Here is a 15,279-nt window from a genome sequence, read left to right on the forward strand (position 1 = left end):
AGTATTAAAATACCCGACGGGTCTGCCGGCGAGCGACCTATGGAAGGCCGGGTAACAGGACAGGCAACTTGTTACGCAGCATCCCAGGGCTGTCCCAAAGCGAGCCGTCGTCCTGTCCGGCCTGGAATCGGGAGTCGAGCTAGACCGGCGGGTGAACTTGATGTATTTTCATAGCAGGTAAGGATAGCTGAGGGGACTTCTCTTAGGTACGGCGAAAACCTTGGGAGGGAATAATGTGACGAGGAGAAACAAGAAGGCAGGTATAACTTCTGTAAATGGATTTGGGCTGAATGTCTTTACAGAAGACGAGTTGGATATGATTCACTATGCCACATTGGAACTGTTGTGGGATACCGGAATTAAGGTTGAGTCCAGAGAGGCTTTCGAAATATTCCTGGGCGGTGGGGCAAAAGGGGAGTGGCATGGGAGTTACGGTATAGTAAAGATTCCATCTTACGTAGTTGAGGAGTGCATCCGCTGGGCGCCGAGAACGGTGGTTTTCTACGGGAGAGACGCTGAAAAAGATTACGCAGCAGAGCCCGGGCGTGTGGGATTCAGCACCTTTGGTGAATGTGTCCAGATTATCGACCCGGAAACAAAAGAGGTCAGGAGGTCGGTGAAGAGCGATCTCGCTGGGGCTACTTTGATGTGCGACTACTTGGACGAAATGGTCGTGGTAGAACGGGCTCTCTGTTCTTCCGACCAGTATCCCGACACGCAGCCGCTGCACAACTACGAGGCAATGGTCGCCAACACCAGCAAGCACTGCTTTCTCGGCTTCGGCAGCGGTGAGAACGCCAAAAAGATCATTGCAATGGCCGCGGCATGCGCCGGAGGAATGGATAAGTTCCGAGAGCGACCCATTGTCACCGCTTTCGTCTGCCCCACCAGTCCTTTAACACTCGTTCAGAACTGCTGCGATGTTATAGTTGAGTGTGCCCGGGGAGGCGTTGGGCTCGCCATCATCCCAATGGCTCTTTCCGGCGCTACGGCACCGGTAACGCTGGCCGGAACTATTGTGCAGCACAATGCCGAAGTCCTAGGTGCTCTTATTCTGGCCCAGCTGACCAGAAGGGGCACCCCCTGCACCTACTCCAGCTGCAGCACGATCATGGACTTGAGATTTACTACCACAGCGGTGGGTGCCCCTGAATATGGCATTATCAGCGCCGGGCTGGCCAGGCTCGCCCGGTATTACCGGCTGCCCAGTTGGGTGGGAGGCGGCCATTCGGACAGCAAGCTCCCCGACGCCCAGGCCGCCTACGAGTTTTCGCTCACTGCCGCAGTGGCGGCTCTGGCCGGAGCAAATATCGTTTACGGCGCCGGTTGCCTGGAGTCAGGGCTGACGTTCGATTACGCCAAACTGCTGATGGACGCCGAGCAGATCAGAAACATATTTCAGGTCCTCAAAGGGATCGATGTGAGCGATGAAACGATTGCCTTGGATGTTATCAAAGCTGTGGGCCCCGGCGGCGAGTTTATGACTCATCAGCACACCTTCCGGCACATGAAGGCCATGTCTATGTCCGTTCTGTTTGACAGGAGGAACCGCGCCTCCTGGATGGAGCGAACGAAGGGTAAGGACCTGACGGAGAGGGCCTACGAAGAGGCGAGGCACGTTTTGGCAACCCACAAGCCCGCCCCGCTTCCGGCAGGTGCGGCCGAAACCATGAGAACCATTATCGAAGAATATGAAGCGGAGCTCAAAGCCAGAAAAGGAAACTGAGGCTTTGTGCTTGATCTTGGCATGGAAAGGAGGGGGTGCCGACCCCCTCCCGGACAGCGATTCCCGGACGTCGGTTCAGCCGGAGCCTTTTTTCATCCTCTTGTACCGTCTGGTGATCTCCGTAACGGCCGTTTCCGTCGGCATCCGTTCCCCGCTGGATCCGGAGGCGTAACCGGCGGCGTCTGTGTGTAGGAGTGAGTATTCCGCAGTTTCGACGTCCTTGAAGGGCCCCCCGTGGGTGAGGACTATGATCTCGGGGTTCACTTCCCGGGCTGCCCTGCTGATTTCCCGCACTTGCCGGGCGGCTTCTTCCAGGGTCTGGGCTTTTTTAGCCCCTGTCAGCCCCCCGGCGGTGACACCGACGATGGCGCCGATGACATCCGCTCCGGCAGCGGCCATAACCCGTCCCTCCTCAGGGGTGAAGGCCCAGGCGACGGTAAACACATCCTTTTCGTGAGCGGTTTTGATCAGCTCTACCTCCCTGGAAAAACCCAACCCAGCCGCTTCCAGTTGGGCGGCGAATTCACTGCCGTAAATCCCCACAAAGGGCTCATTGGTGATCCCGGAGAACCCCATCCCCAGCAGCCGGTCGATAATAGCCTCCATGTCCAGCCTGGGGTCGTGGGCGCCGACTCCTGCGATGCAGGGGGTTTCCTTGACGGCGGGAAGGACTTCCGCGGCCATCCTGATAACAAGCTCGTTGGCGTTTTCGTAGGGAAGCCAGGCCAGTAAAGAGGGCTGTGCCTGCATCCGGTAGTAGGCGGTGGAGTAAACGGCGATGATATCCGCTCCCCCCAGTTCGGCGCACCGGGCCGTTAGTCCGGTGCCTGCCCCGAACATCAGGAGGGGACGTCCGGCATCGCTCTCTTTCCGCAGGCGTTCCAGCACCTGCCGGCGTGTGAAGCTTTTGGCCACCGGGACCGCACCTCCTTTCTCCCGGTTGACTGAAGAGATGTTAAAATTTCAGTACGTAGGGGAGATCGTGATGGCTCCCCTTCCTCCATTTGCCGGCCAGCATCTCGTCGAGCAGCTCTGCCATGAGATCGGCGAATTCCGGTTCGTTCAGGTGCTTGTCGACGAGAAGCACATCCAGGTTCGGTTTGTTTCTGTCGATTACCTTGCGTAAGGCGGCTACGAAATGGCCGGCCCGCAGTGACCATTGGGGATGGTCGGGGTCGGAAGCCCAAACCGGCCCCGGCCCGGGGCCTGCCCATCCCAGAGCCTTGTTGGGAGCGGGGAGGTCGCAGGCCCCCCAGCCTCTCATCGGCACGCAAAGGACGGTGGGACCCGTGGCGGCGTTGAGCTTGTTGGCGATGTGTTCGCCGACCTTGTACGCCTCCTCTGCAGAGACGCCGACGCAGGTTACGGTGGGGTTGTGGATGTAAAGACCGCGGCCTGGCTGGTCCGTTTCTTTGAGCAGTCTTTCGGGAACCGTCTCCTTGGGCCCGAAGTTGATCAGGTCGAGGCCGCCGGGGGCGACGACCTGGGGAATACCCATCTGCGCTGCGGCGGTCAGCCGGTCGGGGCCTGCATCGAGAACACCTCCTAAAAGGTGATCTCCGATCTCGTGTGTTGTGATATCCAACACGCCGACGATGTAGCCGTCCCGGATCAGCTCTTCCAGCGACCGCCCGCCGCTTCCCACGGCGTGGTTGATCAGGACGTCGTAACCCTTTTCCTCAAAGTACCGCGAGGCCCGCAGCACACAGGGGGTAGTTACCCCGAACATCATGCACCCGATCAGGGGGCGTTCCTCACCCGCCTCTAGCTCGGGTGCGCTTGCCATTCCGACAACGGCGCCGGCGGCGTTGTTGAGGATGCGGCGGGTCACTTTATTGAGCCCGGCCTCGGCGATAGGGTACATCATGCAGATGTCCTTGGTGCCCACATAAGGGCTGACATCCCCGGAAGCCATGGTGGTCAGCATCAATTTGGGGATGCCGATGGGGAGCGACTGCATGATGCGGGTGGCCATGCTGGCGCCCATGGAACCACCGTAGGCGATCATCCCGTCAAGCTTCCCTTCCTCGAGGAGTTCGGCCGCAATCTTTTTGGCGCCCTCGACGATGATATCGGATGCCTTCCCGCGGTCCAGGGAAAAGACCTCCTCTTTGTTGCGCCCGATTTTCTGCAGCACTGCGCCCACACCGATATCCGCCCAGCCGACTTCATCTCCGACGCTCAGTTCCAAAATGGTCGGTTCTCCTCCGGCAGCCTTCACCCGTTCGGCGAGGTACTTGATTTCCTGTCCTTTGGTGTCGAGGATGCCGGCCACGAGGATCTGTGGTTTTCCGGTCACCTGGTGTTCTCCTCCTTTCGTGATCGATTTATGAAGCAGCAGGGAGATCTGGCGATGAGAATAGGGACTACTTCCGTAGTGTTGAGCCTGCTGCACAACTCAAGATCTACCGTGCGGTTGATCTCTTTGAGGCGCCGGCCGCTGAAGGATTCCGCGAAGGCTGCCATGATGTCCGGGTAGGATTGATAGAGCCGGCCGGCTGCCTGAGCGGCGTCGGATAGGGTGACTTCCAAACCATCTTTTTCTGCGAGCAGGCGCAGGGTTTCCACAAGGTATCCTGCGCAGAAGGCATCATCCAGCACAAACTTCCCCTTTTCTCCGGCGCAGACGATGCCGATGTCTGTAGAGTATCGGCGGGAGAGTTCCAGCGCGCTTTGGCAGCAGGCGTGGGCGTTGAGGAAGCACCCTATCAGCACCGCCGGAGCGGAGGCCACCGCGGCAACAGTTCTTGTGCCGTTGGTGGTGGTGAGAACCGCAGCCCTGTCACCCGGCGGAAAACCCTCGACCTCGCTGGGGGAGTTGCCGAAGTCGAATCCTCGGACTGTGAGGCCGTTGCGCTCCCCTCCCAGCAGGAGCCCCTGAGACCGCGCCAGGGATCGGGCATCGGCGACCTCTTCGACGGTGTAAACCAGCCGGCATCTCTTATCGAGCAGGGTGACGATGGTGGAGCTGGCCCGCAGCACGTCCACCACAATGCAGGCCATTTCCAGAAACTCCGGGGAAACCTCCGCCGGTGCCAGAGCAACATCTATCGTCAGCTTATCTCTTCTCATTTCCAGTCTCCCTGTTCCTTACGTTCCTTTCCTGATTGCTTCTTATAAGGTCCTCTTAAGGTTAGCTTCTTCCTATTTGAGAGGGATGTCCTTAAACTTCTTGACCGCCTCTGCCAGGGGCTTCTCCACGGGAATCCGCTCGATGCTGGACGCTCCCAGGAACCCTACGGCTTCCGTGTTCTTGTAGATGTAGGCCGTGTCTTCAGGAAGGGCAATGGGGCCGCCGTGGGCAAAAATGAGAACATCGGGGTTCTTCTCCCGCGCCGCTTTGGTCATTTCGTTGATCAGGGCGGCGGCGCCTTCCAGGGTCATCTCTTCCTCTGCGTATTTAGACCCGATGGAGCCTCCCCTCGTCAGACCCATGTGGCAGATTAAAACATCCAGCTTGGCTTCCCCGACGAGCGCCGCCTCTTCGACGTTGAAGGCGTAACCTAGAGTGAAGAATCCCAGCTCGGAGGCGAGTTTCAGGGCTTCGATCTCCTTGCCGTAGCCCATTCCGGTGTCTTCCAGTTCCCTGCGGAATCTCCCGTCGATCAGGCCGACGGTGGGGAAGTTCATCACACCTGAAAAGCCCAGCTCCAAAAGGTGCTTAAGGTATGGCCTCATCTCCCGGGTGGGATCGGTTCCGCAGATGCCGGCGATCATCGGCGTTTCCTTCACGACCGGCATGACGCGGTTGGCCAGATCGATGACGATCTGGTTGGCATTTCCGTAAGGCATTAATCCGGCCAGCGACCCGTTGCCGTCCATCCTGTAGAGGCCGGAGTTGTAGACGCCGATGAGGTCGGCACCCCCTCGCTCGGCGAACTTGCCGGAGATCCCCGTTCCCGCTCCGGCGATGATCACCGGTTTTCCCTCAGCGATGGTTTTTTTCAGCCGCTTCAGTACCTCTGCCCTGCTGTACTGCTTCGCCATGTTAATACCTCCTCCTTTGGATTTTATTGTTTGATTTCGAAAAGGGCCTGCTCCTCATCTTCCATGAGGCCCCAGGCCTCGATGGCGCTTTTCAGTTCGGGATGCTGCTCCGCCGCTTCCCGGATGGGGATTCCCTGCAGGGCGGCATCGATGGCCTGCCGCATGGCCTTTCCTCCTGCTACCGGCCCCATGGGGTGGCCGTGGATGGCTCCACCTGCTCCCAGGATGCAGTCTTTCCCCAGGTCGCGAATAATGGCAGGCACGACGGCCGGCATGACGCCTCCTCCTGGCATGGGGAAGGTCGGCTTGAAGTGGAGCCATTTCCCGAGAAGATGGTGCCCGATCTGGAGATAGCGCTCCCGCAGGAAGGGGAATTTTCCGAAGGGGCTGGGGTAGACCACGATATCCGCGCCGGCCAGGCGCGCCAGTTTCCCCAGGATCAGATAGGAACTGAGCCCGGAATAGGGGGATTCGTACATGGTTCCGGCAAAATCCAGATGGGCGAGGATGGGAACATTGATCTCCGGGTCCTCCGCTAAAGACTGGAGGGCGGTGATCCCCGCTGTGAGGTAGTTGATCATCAGGGCGTTGGCCCCGGCGTCAAGGGCGCGCTTGGCGTTTTCTTTTACTTTGTCCGCCCTGTCGGTGATGTTGACGGTGTAGAGGACCTTGTTGCCGGTTTCTTCATAGTAGCGCCTGGCTTCAGCCATATAGAGCTTAACCCTTTCCACCATCGGGCAGAAGGGGGGATCGGCGATCAACTCATCGTCTTTAACGATATCAACTCCTCCGCGGATTGCCTGGGAGAAGAGCCTGGCTCCGACTTCAGGGGTGTAACCTGTGCACGGCTTGATCATGTTATTCAGGAGAGGACGCTCGGGGATTCCCAGCAGTTCTCTGATCCCCTGGGTGCCGAATTTGGGCCCTTTGAAGGATTTAAGAAAGCTTTTGGGGAATTTCAGGTCCAGAAGCTTCAGCTTCCCCGACATGGAAATGTTGCCGATTACCGTGCTGAGGAGCATCGGGATTTGGGGGCCGAAGTTCACGGCGGGGTAAGCCAGCTGGAAGATGAACTGTCTCGCTTCCAGGTTACCCGGCACTTCGAATTCGTGACCGGGGACCTCGTAAATGCCCACCACCTTGGCGACGTGCTTTTCCCGCATCTCCGGCGTTTCCTCGGGAACCGGTACCCAGGTGCCGGTCGTCTGCTCCACGGCAATGGCGCTGATTTTTTTGACGATATCGGCGCCCCTCCCCGTTTCCAGATAATAGGTGGCGATCACGTACCCTCCTTCTTCCTCGATTTGCTCATGTAGGGCGAGCATGGCAAGTTCGGACATACTGTTCTACCTCCTTGTACTTTAGAGTTAGTATGGTTTCTTTTTAGTAAAATAAATCGCGATCTCCAACAGCTGTAGTAAAACGGAAGATGCTGGCAGCCGGCCGAAGAAAGCAAAAAATCCCACCCTCCAGGCGAACAGCCCGTTAGAAGGTGGGACTCACTCTCCTCTCTTGTCCCAAACAGCCTATTCAATTTCTGGTACCGTCGGTTGCGGTATATCCGATTTACCTAATTCTATCTTCCTGAAGGAAAATCCTCTTTCTTGACCAAGAAAATTTTTTAGAATTTCTTCCTCAATATATAAATGTCAAATAACTTGCCTAACTTGCCCGGGCAGAGTGTTAAAGCTTCAAGTTCCAGAGAGCATCAGCGCTTGTGTTTACGGCTACGGCACCTGCTTTAAGGATCGCCATGACCTCCTCCGGGGTTTTGACCAACCCCGCTCCTATTAACGGCTGGCTGAAGTGCTGCCGGAGGAACGGTATCACCCTTGAGGCCATCATCCCGGGAAGAAACTCGATGAAATCGGGGTTGGACATCTGCAGGACTTTGAGACCGCTTTCGAGGGAAGGGGAGTCATGGGCAAAGAGGCGGTGGATGGTGATCAGATGCTCCTTTCGCCCCTCGGAGATCAAATGGCGGTTCGGCGTGACGATTCCGTCGGCTCCGGCCTTTTCCTTTAAGAACCTGACTGCCGCAGCATCACGGCCCAGCCCGTCGATCAGATCGATATGAACCAGGGCCACCTTGCCGGCCCTGTGCAGTTCCTGCACCAAGGATTCGATGTTGAAGATGCTCCCGGAGGAGAGCAGGGCTACCCTGGCGTTGCTTTTCAATAAGAAGGGGAGCTGTTCCTCCCGTCTGAGAGAGGGAATCACGGGATGGTTCTGGAGCAGATTCAGGAGCTGGGTCTTTCGTTCGGTGTGAGCCACGGCATCCACTCCTCGAAGAATGACCGCTTTTCTCTTTGACGCATTCGAGAAAAGAGAGTTATGGCAATTGAGAAGGTCTTGCTCTTATTGTATCACGAATTTCACCGCAGTTCAGAAAAAAGTGCGCTCCCCAATTCACAATCAATCTGCCGCACCTTTCTCTCCTTTCCGCACCAGGACGCTGGCAACGATATTGCCATCAGCCGTTATTCTGGTGTTGCCAACCTGAAAAACGTAGGAGGGGGATTTTTGAAGCATCTTCACCGGCATCCCCGGAAGGATGCCCAGCGCCATCAGCTTGTTCAGGATGGCGGGGTTATCTGTGGCGATTCGGGAGACGATCCCCTGTTCTCCGCTGTTCAGCTCGGCCAGCAGCATCTCTTGACGTTGATAACCGTGCTGCTCCATCCACCGTCTTTTCCCGGCGCCCCACCGATTCCGGTGCCGGTACCAGCGCCTGAAAAAGCTCTCTCCGGGCACCTCATAACCGCAGTTGGGGCACTTCACCTTGCCGCAGCCGGCCTTAAAAGGGCAGGCTGCGCAGGGGCGCAAACCCCCTTCGTTGAATTCATATCCGCAAAAGCTGCACTTCACCGAGAACCATCTCCCTCCCAGTGTTCACTTCCCAGAAGGCTGTCCGCAAAATGTATCGGAGCTAACGCCGGTTTCAAAGGGCGGACAGGGGCTTTCTATACTTCTCTTCCCACGATTATAACTCCTCACGACTTTTTTCATAGGGAGAGCCCCAGCGTGGTGAGGACCAGGTTGAGGACAATTCCACAGAGAAAGGCAAATGGGAAGATAAACCCGGCGATGGCTAAAGCCGTTCTCCAGCCCCTCTCCTTGAGCATAATGGCAAACTGGGCGATACAGGGCACAAAAAGGGTCAGCGTCACGGCTGTGACCACCAGTTGAACCCCGCTCAACGCCCCGCTCTTTTGGAGGTCGTAGAGCCCGGCTGCCCCGTAGTCCCTGCGGAAGAAGCCGAAGAGAAAGACCTCTGCAGCCTGGGAGGGAAGGCCCAGGGCGTGCATGAGAGGCGCAGCGCCGTTGATGATGGCGTCGAAGACCCCGGTGATCTTGCCCGCCCAGATAAGCACGCTGGCCGCGATGAAAAAGGGCACTATCTCCATAAAGTACCACTGCATGCGGGAAAGGGTCTTCTCCAGGATGTTGGCGAGCCGCGGCACCCTCAGCGGGGGGAGTTCCATGTAGAATGCCGGCCCCTCCCCCGGCATGACCTTTGCCGACAGGTATCCCACCAGCAGAAAGACGAGAATAACGAAACCCGCCCAGGTCACCAGAGCCGCCGGCCTCTCTGCCAGCAGGCCGAGCATTACTCCGAGTTGGGCGGAGCAGGGGATGGCCAGGGCCAGCAGCAGGGTGGCGATTATCCTCTCCCTTTTGGTCTCCAGGGTCCTGCTCACTAAAGTAGCCATGGTGTCGCACGCAAACCCCAGGGTCAGAGGGATCACGGCTCTGCCGTTGAGGCCGATTTTTTTAAAGACAGCGTCCACCAGCAGGGCGAGGCGCGGCAGATACCCCGAGTCTTCCAGCAGCGAAAAGGCCAGGAAGTAAGTGCCGACAATGGGGAGGATGATGGCCACGGCGTAGCGAAGGCCAAGGGTAAAGATTCCGTAGTCAAAGGCCAGCAGGGCGCGGATGGACGGCCAGGGGATCGTCTCCGCCACCAACTGGTTGATCCAGGGGTTGATGTATCCTTCGAAGAGCCTTCCCTCGATGAAATCGACGAGCGTTCCCGCTCCGAACTGGCCGACGAATTTGTAGAGTCCGAAGTACATAATCAGCAGGAGCAGGGGCACGCCTGTTAGCGGCCGGATGGTGATGCCGTCGAGCCACTTATTAAGTCGCGACCCCTTCACGGGAGTGTCCTGCACTACCTGAGAGAGGATGGAGTTTGCATGTTGCTGGCGCTGCAGGGTGATCACGTAGCGAAGGTGTTCCCTGTATTTTTCCCTGGTGCTCCGGATAACGTTGAAGATTTGAGGAAAGTTGGGCTCCCTGCTCTTGACTGCTTTGAGGACTTCTTCGTCCTCCTGCAGCAGGAGCAGGGCGATCATGCGCCTGGAGAAGGCGTAGCGGGCGCGGAGGAGTTTTTCGATCTCCGTCAGGGCTTTTTCAATGGTTTCGTCGTAGCGCAGTTTAAAGCCCTGGTCAGGCAACACGCTTTCTGACATATTCTACTACCGCCTTCTTTAGCAGATCTAGACCATGGTGGCTGGTCGCCGCCGTTCCAACGACCGGAATGCCCAGGATTTCAGACAGCCGGAGCAGGTCGATCCGCCGTCCCATGGCCTCAGCTTCGTCCATCATATTGACGGTCAGTATTACCGGCAGGCCGGCCTCCAGCAGCTGTAGGGTTAAGGGAAGCATCCGTTCCAGGTTTTTGGCGTCCACAACATGCACCACGACGTCCGGTTTTTCCCGGAACAGGAGGGTTCTCGTTACTCGCTCCTCTTCGGTAATAGGGAAGAGGGAGTACATTCCCGGAGTGTCGACGACCTCGTACACCTCCTGATAGAACCTTCCTTTTCCCCTTGTGACCTCCACCGTAGTTCCCGGATAGTTGGAGACGGTCACGTAGGAACCGGTGAGGCTGTTGAAGATGACGCTTTTACCCACGTTGGGGGAGCCTACCAAAATTAGCTTTTTGGTTTTGCCGTTTGCTGGCTTTTTATCTGATCGCAGCAGACCGGCATTCCCACGAAGAGCCGGGTTTTCTTTTCTTGCGGTCACATCGAATCTCTCCCGATAGTTTTTGTGGGGGGCTAAATGAGAATTATTATCAATTATTATATCCGTCATCTCTTCCCAAAACAAGGGGCAAATGGGAAGCTCTGTTGCCTGCTTTCGGAAATTACAACACAATTTTACCTTAGACTTCGATTATTTTTATTTCCGAGGGATTGTCCACTTTTATAGAAAAGGAATATCTTTTTGATGATCCTATACATGACTTTATGATAATGTTTCTCAATTGTCAATAGCCGAGGAACGCCGGGTCGCTGCCGAACCCCCGGCCCTCTGAATGGTGCCTGCCGGTTTGCCCAGGCGTTCTTTTTACCCTCCGGCAGTGCCGTCTGCTGGTTTAAAAAGGTGCCCTGTTGTCGGGAGAGGAAGGGGTAGATAGAGGGTAGAATAAATAAGGTATAACCTGAACGGCATTCAAGCGGGCGCGCCCGGTTGTGGTAAGGATTTTTGATTGGGGCTGGAAACGGTGATGATCACCGGCGACCACGAGCGAACCGCCGCGGCCATCGCCCAGGATCTCGGCGGCGGTAGAGAAATCCGACTGGGTGTTGCTTGAGAAGCTCTGACAAAAGGAGGAAGGCGAGAGATGCGTAAGGCTGAGGTTTGCTTTTGGCTGGATTGTGCCCTTTTTCTGACGGGGGTCGGACTGGCCTTATCCGGATTCGTCCGCTGGTCTATTTCACCCGGAAGTGGATGGGGATACGGCGGTGGACGGTGGTCTCATCCCGAGTTTATTTTTCCGTGTGTTACCTGGTTAAATATTCATAAGTTCCTTTCTATAGTTTTTATCTGCCTGGTCGTCCTCCATATTGCGCTGCACTGGGATTGGGTGGCAGCTATGTTCCGATCTGTACTCCGCAAATAAATGCTCCAACAAAAGAGGGTTGCAATATCATCTAGAATTGTCCTAATATAATAGGACAATATGACACATCTTGTTCCTCTACCGAACGCTGTTCTTTCTACTGGTGTCTTTCGCATGAAAAGGCAACTTTTCTTTGTTGTTGTTTCAAATGGCATTAGAGTTTGCATTCCCTAATGACTGATTGTTCTCCCGCTTATTCTTTGTAATAATAAAATATTACAATTGTTGGCTGTAGCCAAATGGCAATTTGGCCTGTGGCCCTAGATAAGGCGCCAATTTATTGACCAATTAAAGGGGGTGAAACCGGAGAAAAACAGAAGGAGAAGTGTTGAAGTCTGGAAAGGAGCGAAAACTTTAGGCTTTAAGGAGGTGCTTCCGGGGCAAAGTGTCGTTATTGGCCGGCTTCTAAAACAGTTGGAGTGTGTTCAAAAGGGAATTCTCCAGTGGAAAAACCGAATAACAGAAAATTTTTGGGGGTGACGTGATACCTGAGCTCCAAACAAGTTGGGGTTGGCTAATTGCTATTTACGATCCCCCGCCGGGAAAGCCCACCCTTTCAAGGGTGGGATGAAAGGCGGGCATCCTGGCTTAGACTGTTAGATATGGTGCAGAGAACTAATATTTGTAGTATAATAAAAACATGAACGGCAAACGATGGAAACGATCGGCCACAACAGTATACAACATCGGCTACCACCTCATCTGGTGCCCTAAGTACCGGCGCAAAGTCCTGGTAAGTGAAGTAGCTGAGCGGCTGAAGGAGCTGCTGCTCCAAAAAGCCCGGGGAATTGGAGTGGAAATCGTTCAGATGGAGGTCATGCCGGATCATGTGCATCTCTTCGTAAAAACCGATCCTACCAATAGTCCTCATTTTATCGTCCATCAGTTGAAAGCCTATACCTCCAGGGTGCTGAGAAAAGAGTTTCCTTTCCTGAAAAGCCGGCTTCCGTCCCTGTGGACGCGCTCGTACTACTGTGAGTCGGTCGGACACATATCGGAAGAGACCATCAGGAAGTACATTGAGGACCAGAAAGGAAAGTAACCGGTATGACCAAGGCGGAACAGATAAAAAATACTCTCCAGGAGACAAGGCAACGCAGAGAAACCCAAAAACCCGCTGTGTACGAGTTGAAGCTCCAGAACCTTTCCAAAAGGAAATCTGAGGTGCTCAGGAAAGCATTTCTAGAAGCAAAGTGGCTGTACAACTGGCTGGTATCGGACACGGAGCGGCTGGATACTCCCGCCAACAAGGTAAGCGCGGTTGAAGTCAAAGCGGGAGATAGTTATGAGGAGAGGGAGCTGACCGTCCTCGGCTCCCAAATAAAGCAGGAGATAGCAGACCGGCTCAAAGACAACCTCCGGGTGCTCGGGAAACTGAAGAAAAACGGCCAGAAGGTCGGAGCTCTTAAATGTAAAAGGTTCGTCAATTCGATACCGCTCAAGCAGTACGGCGTGACGTACAGCTTAAACTTTGCCCGGAACAGGGTTAGGATTCAGAAGCTGGGGAAGTTCCGCGTGCTGGGTCTGCACCAGATACCTGCTGATGCGGAGATAGCGAACGCCGTGCTGGTGCGAAAGCCTAGCGGCTACTACCTGCACGTGACGTGCTACCTCCCGAAAGACAGTCGTACTTCCCCGAATCCGGTCGGCAAAGACATCGGGATAGACTTTGGCGTCGGCTCGAAGCTGACGTTATCCAACGGGATCAGGATGGACTTTGAAGTTCACGAAACGCCGAGGTTGAAGCAACTCCAGAGGAAGCTGGCCGGAACACAAAAAGGCTCCAGAAACAGAGAAAGGATCCGGTTTCTTCTGAGGAAGGAATACGAAAAGCTGAACAACAGGCGTAAAGATGCTCAAAACAAGGCCCTGGCGTTTCTGAAGATATACCGGAAAGTAGTATTTCAGGACGACTGTGTGAAGGGGTGGTCGGTGCTTTTCGGCAGGCAGGTCTACTCCTCGGGGATAGGCGGACTGAAGTCAAGGTTGAGGACCAGCCTTGAGACGCCTGTCGTTGTGGAGAGAACGGAGACCACCACCGGAGAGTGTTTTGCCTGCGGGAAAAGGCGCAATCTCTCCCTGTCGGACAGGGTAATTGAGTGCGAGTGCGGCTGGAAGTGCGACAGGGACGTGAACGCCGCACTTGTCATTCTGAGAAAGGGGCTTGGCCTGGGTCCTGAACAGGCCGTAGGGCTGGACCGGCCCGAACTCAAGCCTCCGGAGAGGGAGGCCGCTGCGCGGATACTGGGGAGCAACCCCTACATCCGCGTAAGCTTTCCTCGGTGAAAGAGGAAGCCCACCCCTTTAGGGGTGGGAGGAGGTCACGGAGTCCCGATAAAAACTATGGTATTTCCTGTTTTTGGTGAAAACGAGGAAGTTATTGGAGCATACAGTATCGGTTTGCCGCGAGATAATGCTAGAAAAACTCAACAAATTGCCAAGGCTCTTAACGAAAGCACGTCTCAGATGGTTGTGGCTACACAGCAAAATGCGGAAGCGGCGACTGAGATAAGTGCAGCAGCTAAAAAGCTGTCGTCAGGAGCTGAGCAGACGGCAAAACTTATAAGCAATATTGATGATGTTGCCAAATCTATCAAGGAAATTGCCAATGAAATTAGAATGATTGGACTAAATGCAGCAATAGAAGCAGCTAGGGCAGGAGAATACGGTAGGGGGTTCGCGGTAGTTGCTGATGAGGTGAGGAAGCTTGCAGTTAACTCTAAGGATCTAGCAGATCAAGTTAAGACTATAACCGTGAAAGTTAATGAAACGGTACTTCAATTTGTTGACATTGCTAAAAAGTTGGGAGAATCGACAGAGGAACAGGCTGCGTCTTGCCAAGAAATAACAGCCAATGCCGAGATGATATCAATGCGAGCAGCTGAATTAGCGGAAATTTCAAAGAAACTCTAAACTTGGGTTGTTTATAACGATTTTGTCTTCTATTCTAAGTATTTAAAGTTTATTACGCTTAATGGTCAGAGGCGGTGTCAAGGAGACAAAAGTAGCTTATTTCGGCAAAATATCTGCTTTAGCCATTCGCTTAATTGTGCCACTGTATCCCAATAAATGCTCTGATATCTTCAGCTATGCTCCAACTTAGCCGATGAAATGAAAGTCGCTCAGGATGGAGGCTTGCGCAGAGGGTTGAACACGTTTGTGTAAAGGACGTAGAGGAGCGTCCCGCCCAAGATGATGAGGAGGAACCAGGCAAGAACTTTTTCTCCCATCAGCACATCTCCTTTGGTTTTGCTCGGTATTTTTTCTTATGTTATAATTCCGGCAATAAAGGTCGATTATTCAGATTCAGCAGGTTGTGTCCCCGCTGTTTGGCACCAGCCAAACAGCCACTGAAATAATTTCCTCCAGCGGCCAAGTATGCTATAATGTACTATGGCCGTTTGCAATCGCTTTTCTCGGCTTTTTTGCTTGACTTATTAACAAAGGCGGTGCTATTATTGCTAGGTGAGATGCGGGAGTGGCGGAACTGGCAGACGCGCCGGACTTAGGATCCGGTGGGTAACCGTAAGGGTTCGAATCCCTTCTCCCGCACCAACCTTGCAGGTTTTCCTGGATGGCAGGCCCTGTAAGGCCACAGTCACCACGGGGCCTGCCTCTAAATATCATAAAGGCAAATGCAGCGAGTTTATGTTGA

14 protein-coding genes and 1 tRNA gene are annotated in these 15,279 nt (G+C 54.9%); 6 read left to right on the forward strand and 9 right to left on the reverse strand.

Going from position 1 to position 15,279, the window contains the following annotated elements:
• Window positions 1-235 precede the first annotated feature (235 nt).
• A complete protein-coding gene (mttB, locus tag TPH_RS02275) occupies window positions 236-1,726 on the forward strand; it encodes a [trimethylamine--corrinoid protein] Co-methyltransferase (RefSeq protein ID WP_015049608.1) in 1,491 nt (496 codons plus the stop codon).
• A 75-nt stretch (window positions 1,727-1,801) separates the two neighbouring features.
• On the opposite strand, the gene TPH_RS02280 is transcribed toward mttB, so the two are convergent.
• From TPH_RS02280 to TPH_RS15040, 9 genes are all read right to left on the reverse strand, one after another.
• Entirely contained in the window at window positions 1,802-2,641 is an 840-nt protein-coding gene (locus tag TPH_RS02280; protein WP_015049609.1) for a phosphoenolpyruvate hydrolase family protein, read from the reverse strand.
• A gap of 40 nt (window positions 2,642-2,681) precedes the next feature.
• Window positions 2,682-4,025 (reverse strand): Tm-1-like ATP-binding domain-containing protein, encoded by a 1,344-nt coding sequence (locus TPH_RS02285; RefSeq protein WP_015049610.1) that lies wholly within the window; start codon window positions 4,023-4,025, stop codon window positions 2,682-2,684.
• Window positions 4,022-4,798 (reverse strand): 2-phosphosulfolactate phosphatase, encoded by a 777-nt coding sequence (locus TPH_RS02290; RefSeq protein ID WP_015049611.1) that lies wholly within the window; start codon window positions 4,796-4,798, stop codon window positions 4,022-4,024. Before TPH_RS02290 ends, TPH_RS02285 begins: the two co-directional genes overlap by 4 nt.
• A 72-nt stretch (window positions 4,799-4,870) precedes the next feature.
• Window positions 4,871-5,713 carry a phosphoenolpyruvate hydrolase family protein gene (locus TPH_RS02295; RefSeq protein ID WP_015049612.1) on the reverse strand — a complete coding sequence of 281 codons (843 nt, stop codon included), beginning with the start codon at window positions 5,711-5,713 and terminating at the stop codon, window positions 4,871-4,873.
• A 23-nt stretch (window positions 5,714-5,736) separates the two neighbouring features.
• Window positions 5,737-7,053, reverse strand: coding sequence for a 2,3-diketo-5-methylthiopentyl-1-phosphate enolase (locus TPH_RS02300; protein WP_015049613.1), 1,317 nt, complete (start codon window positions 7,051-7,053; stop codon window positions 5,737-5,739).
• Window positions 7,054-7,396: 343 nt separating this feature from the next.
• A complete protein-coding gene (locus tag TPH_RS02305; RefSeq protein ID WP_015049614.1) occupies window positions 7,397-7,987 on the reverse strand; it encodes a glycerol-3-phosphate responsive antiterminator in 591 nt (196 codons plus the stop codon).
• A 141-nt stretch (window positions 7,988-8,128) separates the two neighbouring features.
• Window positions 8,129-8,581 (reverse strand): FeoA family protein, encoded by a 453-nt coding sequence (locus TPH_RS15605; protein WP_015049615.1) that lies wholly within the window; start codon window positions 8,579-8,581, stop codon window positions 8,129-8,131.
• Window positions 8,582-8,718: 137 nt separating this feature from the next.
• Window positions 8,719-10,185 (reverse strand): ferrous iron transporter B, encoded by a 1,467-nt coding sequence (locus TPH_RS02315; RefSeq protein WP_015049616.1) that lies wholly within the window; start codon window positions 10,183-10,185, stop codon window positions 8,719-8,721.
• Complete coding sequence (locus TPH_RS15040) at window positions 10,163-10,744, reverse strand: FeoB small GTPase domain-containing protein (protein WP_236608812.1); 582 nt, start codon at window positions 10,742-10,744, stop codon at window positions 10,163-10,165. Before TPH_RS15040 ends, TPH_RS02315 begins: the two co-directional genes overlap by 23 nt.
• Before the next feature lie 601 nt (window positions 10,745-11,345).
• Between TPH_RS15040 and TPH_RS16420 the strand changes: the two genes are divergently transcribed.
• From TPH_RS16420 to TPH_RS02350, 5 genes are all read left to right on the forward strand, one after another.
• Entirely contained in the window at window positions 11,346-11,624 is a 279-nt protein-coding gene (locus tag TPH_RS16420; RefSeq protein WP_015049618.1) for a DUF4405 domain-containing protein, read from the forward strand.
• A gap of 640 nt (window positions 11,625-12,264) precedes the next feature.
• Entirely contained in the window at window positions 12,265-12,666 is a 402-nt protein-coding gene (gene tnpA, locus TPH_RS02335) for an IS200/IS605 family transposase (RefSeq protein ID WP_015049619.1), read from the forward strand.
• A gap of 5 nt (window positions 12,667-12,671) precedes the next feature.
• Window positions 12,672-13,910, forward strand: a complete 1,239-nt coding sequence (locus TPH_RS02340) for an RNA-guided endonuclease InsQ/TnpB family protein (RefSeq protein WP_015049620.1) — start codon at window positions 12,672-12,674, stop codon at window positions 13,908-13,910.
• A gap of 24 nt (window positions 13,911-13,934) precedes the next feature.
• Window positions 13,935-14,537, forward strand: a complete 603-nt coding sequence (locus TPH_RS02345; protein WP_148275821.1) for a methyl-accepting chemotaxis protein — start codon at window positions 13,935-13,937, stop codon at window positions 14,535-14,537.
• A 559-nt stretch (window positions 14,538-15,096) separates the two neighbouring features.
• Window positions 15,097-15,179: transfer RNA gene (locus TPH_RS02350), tRNA-Leu, on the forward strand.
• Window positions 15,180-15,279: the final 100 nt, after the last annotated feature.

Origin of the sequence: Thermacetogenium phaeum DSM 12270, from assembly GCF_000305935.1 — a bacterium.
Lineage (GTDB): Bacteria > Bacillota > DSM-12270 > Thermacetogeniales > Thermacetogeniaceae > Thermacetogenium > Thermacetogenium phaeum.

Coding starts and splice junctions, on each gene's coding strand:
- TPH_RS02290 (WP_015049611.1), bottom strand. CDS start 4,798: ATGAGAAGAGATAAGCTGACGATAGATGTTGCTCTGGCACCGGCGGAG.
- TPH_RS02295 (WP_015049612.1), bottom strand. CDS start 5,713: ATGGCGAAGCAGTACAGCAGGGCAGAGGTACTGAAGCGGCTGAAAAAA.
- TPH_RS02300 (WP_015049613.1), bottom strand. CDS start 7,053: ATGTCCGAACTTGCCATGCTCGCCCTACATGAGCAAATCGAGGAAGAA.
- TPH_RS02315 (WP_015049616.1), bottom strand. CDS start 10,185: ATGTCAGAAAGCGTGTTGCCTGACCAGGGCTTTAAACTGCGCTACGAC.
- TPH_RS16420 (WP_015049618.1), top strand. CDS start 11,346: ATGCGTAAGGCTGAGGTTTGCTTTTGGCTGGATTGTGCCCTTTTTCTG.
- tnpA (WP_015049619.1), top strand. CDS start 12,265: ATGAACGGCAAACGATGGAAACGATCGGCCACAACAGTATACAACATC.
- TPH_RS02340 (WP_015049620.1), top strand. CDS start 12,672: ATGACCAAGGCGGAACAGATAAAAAATACTCTCCAGGAGACAAGGCAA.